Origin of the sequence: Ruegeria sp. SCP11 (genome assembly GCF_040329455.1) — a bacterium.
Lineage (GTDB): Bacteria > Pseudomonadota > Alphaproteobacteria > Rhodobacterales > Rhodobacteraceae > Ruegeria > Ruegeria atlantica_E.
In genome coordinates this window covers 1-13803 of sequence record NZ_JBDZYG010000016.1, presented here as the reverse complement: position 1 = coordinate 13803, position 13803 = coordinate 1, and the positions used below count along the sequence as shown (strand labels likewise).

Genomic DNA, 13803 nt, shown 5'->3' with positions numbered 1-13803 from the left:
CTGTTCTCCTTTCGGAGGCGGAATGCCAGAATTGCGCTTTCTACTGTTTGGTATGATCCCAAGTCAGATTACCGTCCATGATAGTATAGAGCACTTCAACCTCGTGGATCGTGCTTGGGTCAATCTCGTAGAGGTTCTCTGAAAGCACCACCAAATCTGCGAGTTTGCCAACCTCGATGCTGCCAATTTCATGGTCTTTTCCCATTCCGTAGGCTGCGTTGATCGTATTGGCGCGGATCGCGAGGTCCACAGATACACGCGCCTCCTCACCGCCTAGCGGTGGAACATCGTCGCGCCCAGGAAGCTGACGCATCACCGCCGTGCGGATCGCCACCAGTGGGCGGTATTCCGAAATGTAGCCGGCGGCCGGCCAGTCCGAGCCCAAGGACACGTTTCCGCCCGCCTCTGCAATCGCAAGCATAGGGGAATACCGATTCACCCGCTCGTCGCCAAGGCGCTTCAGGGTTACACTTTGAAGCGCTGGATCAAGGCTCATCCAGGCACCGGTGGAATCCCACGTGACACCAAGTTCCGCAAAACGCGGAATATCGTCAGGATGAACGAGCATCGCATGACTGATTACGTTGCGCCGATCGCGCGGTGGGTTTTGCGAAATCGCCAGTTCGATCGCATCCAAGACCGCACGAACTGCGGCGTCCCCGAAACAATGGCACACTACGTTGATGCCGGCAGCATCCGCGCGCAGCACAGTCTCGTTCAGGACGTCAATTGGAATGATGGGGTCGGGGGAGGCATCCGGGTTGTCACTGTAAGGCTCAGTGTAAAGGGCGCTATAGGCATCATCCCCACCGTCCATGTTGATCTTGAGGCCTTGCGCGGACACAAGATCGGCGTCGAATTGCTCCCGCAGCGCCTCGAGCGGCGGGATCGGGTCGAGGTTTGGATCATTCCAATAGAAATTACCCTGAACCCTGATCGGAAGATCACCGGACGCCGCCAGATCTGTCATGAGTTGGAAGCCTTCGTCCTGCCCGAGGCCCTGAATGCCGTAGTCATGGGCTGTAGTGATCCCTGCCGCTGCGAACCGGGGCAGCCATTCACGAACCCCTTCCTCAGTGTATTCAAGATTTAGATCAAACAGTTTCGAAAGCACCTGCAACTGTGCCGGAACTTCAACAATCCAACCGGCGGGCGTACCGTCGTCGTTTCTGCGGAAGAACGAAAACCCTGGCACAGTTTCGGGCGTGTTCTCGTCGATCCCGGCGATCTCGAAGGCTTTGGAATTCACCCAGGCCTGGTGCCCGTCCACTCCCCAGAGGTAGATCGGGCGGTCCGCGTCGATCTCGTCAAGCATCTCTTTTGTGCCGTAGCCGTCATCCCAAAGGTGAAGCCGAACCCCGTATCCGTGGATTACTGGCAGGTCGGGGTTTTCTTGGGCATAGGTGCGCACGCGCTCAAGGATTCCGTCGATGCTGTCGACCTGGAGGTCCACACCGCGCATGATCAGCGCGCCGGCCGTGGGGTGCATGTGGCCCTCCACGAAGCCCGGAAGCACCATGTTGCCTTCGAGGTCAATCACCTCTGTGCCGATCCCGATAACATTAGCAAGACCCGCCGCGTCGCCGACATAAACGATCTCGTTTCCTTTGATCCCGATGGCTTCGGCAACGGTTCCAGCCTCATCCATCGTGTGGATGACGCCGTTAATAAGCGCATAGTCCGTTGTAGGGTTTAGTCGAGCTGTTTGAGCAACAGAGTTAGTGGCGAGAGAGGTTAACAACCCGATTGTTATCATCATCAATTTCATCACCCGCACTCCCAAGCCAACCAAAACATCTAATAAAGATGAAACATAATATTTGCATGTCAAATAAATATTCTGCGCAACGCCGCCCTTTTTCTTGTCAAAAAGCTCTGTCGCAATTCTATTGTAGAGATAGGTGCGTGGAGCGGGACGACCGATTTTTCGACCGATCGGGCGAACCGCTGATGTAAAGATAGTTCCAGCGTGAACTGAATCATGCAGGTGCTGCAACCAATTCAAAGCGTCACTAAATGCGCCGAGGCGAGCAAAGCCCGACAGGCGGAAACCTCAGAATTCAAAACAATATCCGGCTCCCGCTCCTTCCCCCGTCAAGTGGGAGAAGGCCCTTCTTTTTCTATATCGTATCCGCGCGATGCCTTTGGTCGCAGACCAACAGCTCCCCGCAGACTTCTCACTTGCCCCGCTCCGACGGGCGCCCGGAGACGACCGTCGTCCGGTGGGTTCCGTTGTCGTGTTGCGGCCTGACGGGTCGAACCCATGCCGCCATGTCCCGAAAAACCGGGAAGGGACACGGGAGCGGTTTCTGAGCCACAATGAGTTGCAACGGCTCGGGCAGGTTTTGGCAGAGGCGGAACGGAATGGATCAGAGTCGACCTTTGTCGTCGCGCGTTCCGGTTTCTGATCCTGACCGGGAGTCGCCTCGGCGTTATTCAAACCCTGCTATGATACTACATAACAGACACCGTTATGGAGCTACCAGACACTAAGACGGGCGCGCGGCGCATTTAATCGGCCCGAGCCGCACTGAGCGCACCGCCACGGCTTCCTGACAACCCTCACGTTAAAGCCGGTGCTGTTCCCGGCTATTACGCCACCGACCTGCAAAAGCCATGGCGTCGCATAAGTAAGAGTGCCGGTCTGAACGATGTCCGTATTCACGACCTGCGCCATACCAATGCGTCGAATGCCGGTTCGTCTGGCATGCCTATACAGATGGTCGGGTGGTTTCTGGGTCGCATTCAGATTCAGACCACGATGCGATATGCCCATTTGGCGGACTCTCCAGTACGCCTAGCAGCGAAGAAAGCGCGACACGGCTCAACACATTTGTAAGCGTTCAGGAATCAGCGCAAGTGCTTCGTCTGGTTAGTTAGGGTATTGGGCGCGGACACAGCGCATCAAACGTACATATCAGCGTGCCACATCATGTAGGGTGTCTACGTATACGATACCTATCATAGAGAACTTCCCCCCTACCCGGGGAACACCCAGCCCCGCGTATACTTCGGGTAAGGAAAACCACCGACCAAGCCGATATCTCGAATGACAACTCTGAGCCCAAACTGCACGCCTACTACTTCCTAAATCGCCCATAGTATTGACCCAGTCGAATAGCATGTTGCATGGATCACCCGCTGGGCTGTGTTTGCAGTGGGCGGTTCGCCTAATACGTTGACCCTGTACGCTGATACCACTTACGAAAAAGCCGAGACGCAGGGCGTATTCAAAAGCAAGGAAATTTCCAACAATGACTAAAGCTACAATCAGCCTTTTACTCGTTGGGCTCATGCTACAGGCGGCGTGCACCGAGACAGCTCCTGACTCAAGTTTTTTGCCATCGAAGCAATCCTTGACCACTTATGGACCCTTCGAGGTTCGACAGCACTCCGACCAACCACTTTCCACAAGGGCGCGAAATGCGTTTGACGGTGCTGTCAACCGAGGAGACGGAGCGTTTGGAGCGTTTTACATTCGACCAGATGGCCGCGCATGGGGATTAGTGACAGGCCGTTATTCAGAGAATGACGCAAAACGAATGGCGAAAATCGACTGTGATATTGTGTCTGGAGCAGACTGTATCCTATTCGCAACGTTTGTTCCTCGAGATGAGCCTACAGAACATACAATACCCAAAAATCATACGGGCGTGTTGGCCAAGGCAAAACGGGCCACTAAATCGGGCCGCTATCTCGCGATTGCAAGCAATCCAGCTGGCTACACAGGTTTTGGCATCGATTATGCCACCCAAGCAGAAGCAAAAAGTAACGCGATAAAGGCTTGTGCAGAGTCAACCCAAACAGGTTTGGCAAATGAAGAGGCTCGGTTTAGATCAGCCTACGAAGCGGCCGGATTGTTGGAATGCAAGATTTTCGGTGTTTATCGCTGACCAGCCTTTGACAGATTGCCATTCCGATCAGCTTCATCATCTAAAAGGTCAATGTCGGCTTTGTCCGCAAAGCTGACAACTGGCGCCTGACTCTCAACGTCTGGAATGCGCGGTTCTCGACGTGCCGTGCTTGCAAAGCACCAAAGTGTGGTCAACGGTAGCTAAGGGCTCACCGCGACCTTATGCGTATGATTGGTGGATTTATGCTGTTGCGGTGCTGCCACAGGGTATTTTCGCACCCGCTTTCTTCCACAGTGCTTCCAGTTGTGTTGGCGCAAAGCAAAAAGCCTCGCGAATTGCGAGGCTAAGTGATTGATATTCGACCTTTATATTGGTTGCGGGAGCAGGATTTGAACTATGGCGAACTCTTGCTTGTTGCTGGTGAGCATCATTTCGTTCGTTGTTGCAGAAAATTTTGAACTACGTTAGTCACGATTTAACGCCACTTGTGCAAGATGAACGCAAGAATCGACCCAGGTTAGGATTGACCTCCCATGATTGTTGATTTTTCAGTCACAAACTTTCGCTCAATAAGTGATGAGCAAGTCTTGAACTTCAACGTAGAAGCTGGGCGCGACCGCTTAGCTTGTAACTATTCGGTATACGAAGATGGGAAGATTGCGGTTCTGCGATCTGCTGCGATCTTGGGAGCCAACGCTTCTGGCAAGTCGAATTTCCTTCAGGGGATCCGAGCCTTGAGATGGCTGGTCGAAAACTCGGGCGACCGCAAGGAGGGCCAAAAAATGCTCCCCTACGAACCCTACGCTCTCGGAGTGCGTAGTGAGTCCGACCCTGTTAGATTTGACATCGAGTTCATCGTGCCATCAGGTGCACGATACAGATATGTGATTTCTTTCAATCAAGAACGCATTTTGACAGAAACGTTGCACACATTTCCAAAGCGGCACAAAGCTCTTGTGTTTGAGCGGCTTGAAAACGATTCTTGGGAAACTGTCAAATTTGGCGGAACCTACAAGGGCGGCTCCAGGAAAATCCCCTTTTTCCCTAATAACAGCTACCTTTCCAAAGCAGGAAACACAGCGTCCTCTCCAGACTCGATACGCGAAGTCTATAGATACTTTCGCACTATGGACTTCGTTCGTGCGGGTCAAAGTGTCATGGCTGTTGGCTTCCATAAAAACGAAGCGCATCTTAGCGCGTTATCCTCTTTGATTTCTTTTGCCGACACTGGCATTGAAAATATTTCTGTCGAGGAAAAAGAAAATATTGAAGAAATAAAGCTCCCTGACGACATGCCAGATGAATTGAAGGAAGCTATTTTCGAGCAGAACAAAGTGAAGTTTGCATTCTGGCATCGCTCTGAAGATGGGTCGCTGATTCCTTTCGATGAACACCAGGAATCAGACGGCACAATTCGCCTGTTCGAAATTTTGCCTATGCTTCTTATGGCACTCGCAAAAGGAGGGGTGGTTGTCATTGATGAGCTGGACGCTCATTTACATTCACACCTTATCAAGGCAGTTCTCGACCTATTTCATGATGACGAGATCAACTCGAAGGGTGCGCAAATAATTTTCACCACTCATGACCTCAGCATCCTGTCACCAGAGATCATGAGGAGAGAACAGATTTTGCTGACCAGCAAAGCCCAGGGTAAAACCTCGATCGTTTGCCTTGATGAATTTGACAAAAAGCTTGTTCGGCCCAACAGTCCTTTTTACTCATTCTACAACGACGGGCGACTGGGAGCAGTTCCGCGGATTAACCGCGCAAAAATTCGGGAAGCAGTTTTGGAACTGAAAAATTTTAGACCCTCTGAGGCCGCAGCAGAAGATGCCTAAACCAAGAAAAAAGGACACCAAATCCCCCGAAAAAACCATGCGAATTTTTTGCGAAGGGGAAAAAACAGAACCCTCTTACATAGAGGGATACATCGGTCAAACGCGAGTGGATAACCTGACAACAGTGGTCAAGGTTGAATCCACCCGGAAAAACACGCCCGTTCAATTAGTTGAGGAAGCAGTAAAGCTAAAAAAATCCCGCGTATCACTACCAGATGATGAATTTTGGGTAGTCTATGACAGAGAATCCATTGCGAAGTATCCGGATGCCTTACACGCTAAGGCGGCAGATATGGCCAAGGCCAACGGGATCGAAATAGCACTGACCAATGTTTGCTTCGAGTGTTGGCTACACCTACATTTCGAGCACACAACGGCACCGTATTCTTGCTACGATGACTTTTCGCGCAGAAGTAATTTCAAAACCCTTTTCAAAGAAAAATCTGGAATGGATTATGAAAAATCTTCGAAGTTCCTTTTCGAAACCATAAAAAGCCTCATTCCACAAGCGCGACAAAGGGCAAACAGAATAAATGCCGACTCTTTACGCAACTGCCCTCCAGGAAAGACCGCACACCATCAAATCAACCCCTATTTTGGCATGCCCAAACTTTTGGATGATATTGACAATTTTTAGTGAACCTTCTGAACCCCGATCAAGAAAAATAAAACACCAGGCCAATCTGTTTGTGGTTGTGAGCCCGCCCCGTAATTTCACTTAAAATGTCAATCGCCCCCAGGCATATTTCCTTTTAGGCTCGACGATTGGGTCCACTCGACTAAAATCGCAACCTCGGTCGTTAACAGAGATCTTTTACAAGATATGTGGGGGAGCGTCAGTCTTAAGGGCTGTTGGGTGGGCTCCAATTCTCTTCTGCAAGTCGAGTGGATCCGTAAGCAGCCATTGGCTTCTTGTTCCAAAGAACAGGATACCGCGTTCAAGAGGATCGCACTTCTCTGAGGCTTTGCAGACAAGTTGCCTTCACCCAAGCTTCGGATATTTTTACTTTTTATCAAGTAGTTATATCAATCCTGCTGACGCTTTCACTATCTCCCTCCAGAATTTTCTAAAAAAGTGCTGCCAATTTCTTCGGTTTCGTCAGCTTTGGCCAATTTCCTTTTCAGCCGGAACAAACGCCGGTCAAAACATAAACTGAAAAGGAACATCACTCTATGTCACCCCATGTCCGCAACAACTCCCTCAAAGGAGCCAAGAAGGCTGGCACCCCCTCACCTCGCCTTCTCGACTGTCTTTCCGGGCTAACCCAGGAAGGACAAGAGACTGTCCAAGCCTTCCTGAGCTATCAAGGCTCCCCCGATTGGGATGGTCTGAAGGTGGTTCCTCCGGGTTCATTCCTCGAAGAAATCATTGAACTCTTCCGACGCGAGACGGACATTCCCTTGGAATTGCCACTGGTCGCAGCGCTGTCCATTGTTTCGGGCTACCTAAATGCCCTGGGAGCGAGATACGAGATCAGCGGCTCTCTGTATTCGCCAAAGCTCTGGACTGTAGTTCTCGCGGCTTCGGGATCTGGCAAAACCTTTGCGACTGACAAGGTCGCAAGTTGGCTTACAGATGCTGACGGCAAGCCAGTGGTTCCTGAGTTGCAATCGGCGTCCTCCGCTGCTCAGTTCGTCGCAAATATCCAGCAAGTCCCAAAGGGTTTGATGGTCCGTGACGAATTCGGCCAATTCCTCAACCAGATCCAACACCTCCGGCACATGGAAGAGATCAAGGATATCTTGCTTCAAGCCTATTCTGGCGGAGCTATCACACGCATGACCAAAGAGGCCCAAATTGTCATTCAGGACCATGCCTTCTCGATCCTGGGCATCAATGTTGGCGAGACGTTCGGCGATCAAATTGGGGCCGAATCCTTGGTGGATGGTTTCGCGCAGCGTTACAATTTCATTCACGCCGACCGGGACCCCAAGCGGCTCACGCAGGACTTTCCGATCTATTTCGAGGACTGGGATTGTCCCGCCATCCAGAGCCGCTATGCCCGCTTGCGATCTGATTGGTTGAAATTGCTTTCGCGCAGTGAATTTGAAGACGCCAGCTTCGTCTTCTGCCCGCAAGCAATTGATCTGTTCAAAGACAGCTTCCGCACGCTGTTCATCGAGGCGGAGATTCCGGCCAGCTTCTATCGGCGCGCAATGTTCTCAGCGTTTTCTTACGCTGTCGTATTCCATGCTATCGCGGGCAACAGGGGAACCAGGATCGAGCGCGACAGCATGTCCCTGGCTGTTCGGATGGTGGCGCTGCACCTTGACCAGGCCCGCCGCCTTTTGACCAGCTATGGCCTCTCCGACCTGGAAAAGACGGTCCAAAAGGCCGAGACCATCCGCGATCGGCTCAAAGCACGAGGCAAACCCCTGAAAGCCCGAGATCTGGTTTCTGGTATCCGTGAGATCAAGTCAGCAGCCCAAGCGCACTCTGTCATGAGTCTGATGAAGTGATCTTTAGGGGTAGGGGTTTGTTTTTGGCCTTCTCACTCGCGGGAAGGCCAAAAACAAACCCCTACCCCAGATAGACTTCAACCCCTCCGATACAAGAGATCCATCATGAAAAAAATTTCTGTGACAAAAGAACAAGCCCGTGAAGCTGTTGAACGGCTTCTGGATGCTGTGAGAGCTGACAGCGGGGTGAGCCTCCGGCTGGCCCGCTTCATCCTCTCGACCCATGGCGCTCACAGCGACGTCGATTTCGATCTGTTCCCTTGCCTGGACAACGACAACCTCGAAGCAGCCCACATCGCCATGCGATATTCGCTGTTCGAGCGCCGATATGAGCTTCCGCTCGACTGGGAAGAGGCAATGGAAATCCGCGACTACTGGGAGGAGCGGAACAAAGCCATCGCCTGATTGGCCGCGCCTTGGTCTTCGCCTAAGGCGGCGACCAGGGCGCTATCGCTCACACCCGCGAAAACGCTTCTCGGCCTTTCGCTCATTTGGCGAAATGTCGGGCTCATCGTCACCCTCAGCCACGCGCTGGAGGATTAGCAGGGCAAGACCATACCGATGGATGCGATCTTCCAAATACTGCACGCGCCAAAGGTCCGCATCCATCCCGGCGGACGGCCTTCTCTCCTCGTGCAGCTCCTCCGCGCTGACCAGCCCAGATGCGACCGCCTCTTGATAGAATTCGCTCACCATACGTTCGCGCGCCGGTTCGTTGGCAACGCTTTCGGCAAGGAGGTCTTTGGAAGGCGTATTTGCCTTGATCAGCGCCCCCTGTCGCAGCCTTTCAACCTGTTCTGCTTCGACAGTCGGAAATTCTGCAATATCATCACACAGTTCCCAGAGTGCCATTGTGAATTCGTCATGCTTCATCGGGACCTTCCTCTTGTTCTTGTCTTTGATCGCACCTGTGCCAGGGCTGCACTTGCCACCCTTTGGTCCTTCTGTGGCCTGCGAGACAGGATCGTCTGCCGCAGGCTCTTGAGCTTCTTGCCCAGGTGCATGCGGATCTCGCCATCAAGCAAAGACAATTGAGCTGAAGCCGCTTTGATGCGCCCGTTCAACCATTCCTTCTTTGTCTTGGAGCGGCGTTCTTTCCTGAGTTCGTCCGGGAGCTTGTCGCCTCGACGAATGTCCAGATGCTGCACCGCCGTAGCATACCTGTCGTGTAGATCCTCATAGCTGTTCAGCGCCGCGAACGCTGGGTGCTTGTGGTGGCTGACCTGTTTGACTGTCCGACGTTTGGTTTTCTTGTCATAGGTTGGAACAATCACTGCATGGATATGCGGTGTGGTTTCGTCGAGATGCGTAGCAATATGGACAGCATCCTCACCGAATTCCTTCTTGAGCCATTTGACACTTTCACGAACCCAGGGGTTCAATCTCTCCCGGTCGTATTCCCCGCCTTGGTCTGGACGACCAGGGCGAAAATATTCCGGCGAGGCTGACAACAAAACGCGTGTGATAGGTTTCTCATTGCGCTTGTCGATCTTCGCCCCAGTCTGATCCAGGTATTTCCTGACAGCCGTCTCAGGGCATTTATCGAGGCCGATGGAATCGTTGAGGTGGGTCTTTGCCTCGTCCGTGTGGGTTTGGTCCCCAATCTCTCGGCGCTCATGCTGTGCATGCGCCTTGAGAGCATTGAAGCCGATCCGCTCGATATTCAAAACTGCTTTCATGCAAGGGAAATGGTTCCCAGAGAACGCTCACAAAAACAAAACCGGTTTTTTCATAGCTCACTATGGAAAAATAGGGCCCCGCCTCCGGCACCCCATTTTTCCGCTCGCTCTACGAGGTTTTGGTAGCAGCTGACTTCTAACCCGCTGCGACCTGGGGCAAGTGTCTACCCAATGCCGCCGTCAGCTCTGGGTGAGTGCCGTTTCGCAAGCAACGATTGATCCACCCTTCGAACCTGTCTTTCCGGCAGCCCTTTAGCTGTGAAGCAGCAATAACGAGCAATTCTTTGTTGTCGTAAAACCGCAAGAGCCCTGAAAGATCACGATCAGCAATCGCCTCTTGGATGGCTCTGGTTCTCTCTGCAGCTATTCCCTCAATGTCCAAAGCCGCAGTGCGAGTGTCATACTCGCCCCGGAGTGCTTCGACCGTTTTGGCCCTGGAAAGATCTATCTTCTTCAAAGCCCGGTCAATTCGTCGCTGGCAGTATCGCACAACGACCGCCTCAACCTTCGTCGGCGTATCCAGCGACTGAAAGACCGCATCCGCAAGCTCCGAGAGCTTCTGGTCAAGCGCACCTCCCGTGAACCCTTCCGCATCGGCGATGGCGCTGCTCACGTCCGGCAATAGAAGTAGGTTTTCGATTTCGGCCACTGGCAGCACTGCGATGCCGAGCCTTCCGAGGTATTCCCGATCTTCCTCTTCATAGTCATCGCCATCCACCACGCCGGAACAAGTGACCCGGGTCAGCTCAGCATTGTTGCGCATAGTAACCACGGAGTGAATCACCTCAGTGCAGGAAGAGCGCGGAACGACAGTCCAATCTGGATAGCATGCACGATAAATCGCCAGATCGAGGCTTTCCTGGGTGCCCTCCACGAAAAGCACCGGCTTGCGGCTTCCCAATATGAGAGTTGTGAGTTCCTCGCTGAAACCTGTATTTTCGGGAACAGGCTCTATGTTCCAAGTCGGGGCCGGTGAGTAATCCTTGATTACAAATTTCTGCGCGGCACGAGACGCTGCAAATTCAAGATCGTGAGTAATGAAAATGAACCCGCAATCAGGTCGGGCCGCCTCGATTGCATCCCAGAGCTTTGACATGATCGACCTGTGCACATGTAGCTCTGGTTCATCGACAATCATCACTGTGTTTTCGTCCGCTACGAGAGCTTGACCTATCATATAGAAAATGGCCCGCTCACCATCGCTCATGTGTGAGGCTGTGTATTTTTCTCCGCTTCCAGGGATCGAGACAAGAATATCGTCACCAGAGATATGGAGCTGGCGGTGAGGAAGCAGGCCACTCCAAATCTCCTCAAGCCGATCAAACTTGGTTATCCTGAACGGCTCGTCGGTCGCCTCGGCACCTGGTTTGTGCCGCTGATAAGCCTGCAAGGCCGTATTCGATTGCTCGGCGAAAAGGGCTTGTATCAGATATTCAAAGTCATTCAGCAAATGGGTTGCGTGATTGTTGCCCCACCTGCTGGAAGCCCTGTATCGGGCGTTCTGGAAGGAGTCTTCATGCGCGCGCCCTGTGCGGAGTCCTGCCAGAGCTTTCTTCTCTCCGATCTTCGCCACACTGGGGTTCAAGTTAAGCGCCCGATGCGCAGAAATCCGATGTGATCGGATATCCAGGGCATTCTCAATGTGGACGGTCAATCGTGTTTTCCCACCGCCATTTGCACCAACAAAAATGATTGTCTCACCAGTTCCCAACTCAAAGAGCTTCGGATCGGTTGGCGTTGGGACCGTAAAACTGAAGGTCAAATTTCCAATCCTCGTCAAGTGCCCTGCATAAAAACAGCAGGTGCCCAAATCTTCCAGTGACGATCCCTCCAAGCAAGGCTGACATTAGCCCCCTCTTGAGAAAATCAATTCTTCCAAAACGGGCCTGCCTGACCTAAGCCAAGCAGACCCTCCGCATGCCCACACTTCAGGTTTCAAGACTCTTTCGTGCTGCGTTTTTGAATGTCCCAGCCGAAGGAGAACCGAATGAACCTCTCGAAGATGATAGACCTGATCGCCGAAGTCGCCGCAAAACAAGGGTCCCAGGAAGGAAACTCGAATGAGGAGGCTCCGGATGCAGTGCTGCCTATCATATTGGAATCGCTCGGCGTTCCAAGAGCACTTTTCTCCTTTGGCGGGATTTTTTCACGTGAAGCCCCGTCGATAAGTTGAGCATCTTTGACGAACATTAAACGGAGATATTTCATGCATCAGCCGCGTGTTGCCCTCTACGCCCGTTATTCCACAGACATGCAGAACCCGAAGTCTGTTGATGACCAATTCCGGGAATGCCGACACCACGCGGAGCGCCAGGGATGGGCGATTGCTGACACTTTCGCAGATCGTGGAATCTCCGGCGCAACTGGCGACCGGCCGGAATATCAAAGATTGCTGTCATGCGTTCGGGATCGAACGTTTGACATTGTGCTGATAGAACACATCGACCGCCTGGGGCGTGATAGCGAGCTTGTCTGGGCTTTCTACAAAACCGCCACCCATGCTGATACGGAGATCCATCAACTTGGCCGTGGCAAGCTCGGCATGATGGATGTCGGCGTCCTCTCCACTTTTGCCGCCCTCTTCCTGGAAGAGCTGGGAAAGAAAACACGCCGAGGCCTTGAAGGAAAAGTGGCAAGTGGCAAAAGCGGTGGAGGCCTTTCCTACGGATACCGTGTAGCGACCGGCCAAAACGGTGAAACCCTCAAGGGAGAGTTTGAAATCGTGGATGAGCAAGCCGCGATTGTCCGTCGGATCTTCCGGGAATACGCAGACGGCAAGTCACCTCAGAAGATTGCGGAAGACCTCAACCATGATGGCATTCCCGCTCCAAGGGGTCGCGGTGCAGGATCGGGTCACTGGAAGCAAAACACGATCAATGGAAACCGGGCACGGGCCACCGGAATCCTGAACAACGAATTGTATATTGGCCGCTATCTCTGGGGGCGACTTCGCTATTCGAAACACCCAGAGACTGGCAAGCGTGTGTCGCGTCCCGTGCCCAGAGAGGACTGGCAGATTACTGAGATGCCGGATCAGCGCATCCTGGATCAGGACCTCTGGCTTGCCGTGAAAGAGCGCCAGGACAGCCTTGCGCGACAGCGCTCGAAGCACAAATCCACCGACCCAAAGGGCTTGTCTGCGTCTCAGGGACTACGCCGGAGGAAATACCTCCTCTCCGGCCTTCTGCAGTGTGGCCAGTGCGGCGGCAATTTGACCGTTGCAGGTTCGGCAAAGACAAGGCGCTATTACTGCGCCAACGCCAAGGAAAAAGGATCATCCGTCTGCGAGGGGATGCCAGGATTGAAGGAGGACCTTGCTGCAGAGACCATCCTCAGCAGCCTGCGCGAGCACTTGATGCGGGATGAAGCGTTCCAAGAGTTCAAGACACGGTATCTCCATCATAGGCAACACCAGGAGAAGAGCGTTGGAGAGACTATTCGGTTGAATGACCAAGCGATCAAGGAGCTTGATAGGAAGATCGCAAACTTGATGGACGCCATCGAGAACGGCCAAAGCTCAAAACTGGTCAGTTCACGCCTGAATGACTATGAAAGCGAACGTGAGAGGCGGTTGGAAACCAGAGAGCAGCTTGTTCCAAAGGCCATCAGGCTTCCTGATGACATGCCTGCTCTGTATCGCGGATATGTCGACAATCTGGTAGCAACGCTGACAGACGAAGGTGTTGCTGGCAGAGCGAGCGATGAGCTTCACGAGCTGCTGGACCGGGTTGTCGTTTCATACGATCAAGATGCCAAGAACCACATCCTGGACATGCAGGGCAATTTGATCGCCATGCTTAAAAACGCAAAACCCGCCGAAGCGGCGGGCATTGATGCTTGCGAAAGTTCGCTAAAGTTGGTTGCGGGAGCAGGATTTGAACCTGCGACCTTCAGGTTATGAGCCTGACGAGGTGAAGACGTTAAGCAATTGATCCAGTGGATCAATTGTAGTCTGAACGGGCTGTGTTG

At 52.8% G+C, this 13803-nt stretch carries 12 protein-coding genes; 8 read left to right on the top strand and 4 right to left on the bottom strand.

The window, feature by feature from the left end:
• Positions 1–40: 40 nt before the first annotated feature.
• The gene (locus ABLN94_RS20245) at positions 41–1768 is read right to left on the bottom strand and encodes an amidohydrolase (RefSeq protein WP_352995880.1); all 1728 of its coding nucleotides are present in this window, start codon (positions 1766–1768) and stop codon (positions 41–43) included.
• A 762-nt stretch (positions 1769–2530) separates the two neighbouring features.
• Here ABLN94_RS20245 and ABLN94_RS20240 point away from each other — a divergent pair.
• The 6 genes from ABLN94_RS20240 to ABLN94_RS20215 all read left to right on the top strand — a co-directional run bounded on the left by ABLN94_RS20240 (position 2531) and on the right by ABLN94_RS20215 (position 8560).
• Positions 2531–2839 (top strand): tyrosine-type recombinase/integrase, encoded by a 309-nt coding sequence (locus ABLN94_RS20240; RefSeq protein WP_352996037.1) that lies wholly within the window; start codon positions 2531–2533, stop codon positions 2837–2839.
• A 415-nt stretch (positions 2840–3254) separates the two neighbouring features.
• The gene (locus ABLN94_RS20235) at positions 3255–3893 is read left to right on the top strand and encodes a hypothetical protein (RefSeq protein WP_352995878.1); all 639 of its coding nucleotides are present in this window, start codon (positions 3255–3257) and stop codon (positions 3891–3893) included.
• Positions 3894–4387: 494 nt separating this feature from the next.
• The gene (locus tag ABLN94_RS20230; protein ID WP_352995876.1) at positions 4388–5695 is read left to right on the top strand and encodes an AAA family ATPase; all 1308 of its coding nucleotides are present in this window, start codon (positions 4388–4390) and stop codon (positions 5693–5695) included.
• The gene (locus ABLN94_RS20225; protein WP_352995874.1) at positions 5688–6332 is read left to right on the top strand and encodes an RloB family protein; all 645 of its coding nucleotides are present in this window, start codon (positions 5688–5690) and stop codon (positions 6330–6332) included. The genes ABLN94_RS20230 and ABLN94_RS20225 overlap by 8 nt, the downstream gene beginning before the upstream one ends.
• 536 nt (positions 6333–6868) lie before the next feature.
• Positions 6869–8155 (top strand): DUF3987 domain-containing protein, encoded by a 1287-nt coding sequence (locus tag ABLN94_RS20220; protein ID WP_352995872.1) that lies wholly within the window; start codon positions 6869–6871, stop codon positions 8153–8155.
• Positions 8156–8260: 105 nt separating this feature from the next.
• A complete protein-coding gene (locus tag ABLN94_RS20215; protein ID WP_352995870.1) occupies positions 8261–8560 on the top strand; it encodes a hypothetical protein in 300 nt (99 codons plus the stop codon).
• A 42-nt stretch (positions 8561–8602) separates the two neighbouring features.
• On the opposite strand, the gene ABLN94_RS20210 is transcribed toward ABLN94_RS20215, so the two are convergent.
• From ABLN94_RS20210 to ABLN94_RS20200, 3 genes are all read right to left on the bottom strand, one after another.
• Positions 8603–9028 carry a hypothetical protein gene (locus ABLN94_RS20210; protein WP_352995868.1) on the bottom strand — a complete coding sequence of 142 codons (426 nt, stop codon included), beginning with the start codon at positions 9026–9028 and terminating at the stop codon, positions 8603–8605.
• Entirely contained in the window at positions 9025–9834 is an 810-nt protein-coding gene (locus tag ABLN94_RS20205) for a plasmid recombination protein (protein ID WP_352995867.1), read from the bottom strand. Before ABLN94_RS20205 ends, ABLN94_RS20210 begins: the two co-directional genes overlap by 4 nt.
• A 136-nt stretch (positions 9835–9970) precedes the next feature.
• A complete protein-coding gene (locus tag ABLN94_RS20200) occupies positions 9971–11284 on the bottom strand; it encodes an AAA family ATPase (protein ID WP_352995865.1) in 1314 nt (437 codons plus the stop codon).
• Positions 11285–11821: 537 nt separating this feature from the next.
• Here ABLN94_RS20200 and ABLN94_RS20195 point away from each other — a divergent pair.
• Both ABLN94_RS20195 and ABLN94_RS20190 read left to right on the top strand, forming a co-directional pair.
• Positions 11822–12007 (top strand): hypothetical protein, encoded by a 186-nt coding sequence (locus ABLN94_RS20195; protein WP_352995863.1) that lies wholly within the window; start codon positions 11822–11824, stop codon positions 12005–12007.
• Positions 12008–12040: 33 nt separating this feature from the next.
• Entirely contained in the window at positions 12041–13735 is a 1695-nt protein-coding gene (locus tag ABLN94_RS20190) for a recombinase family protein (RefSeq protein WP_352995861.1), read from the top strand.
• The last annotated feature ends 68 nt before the right edge of the window (positions 13736–13803 follow it).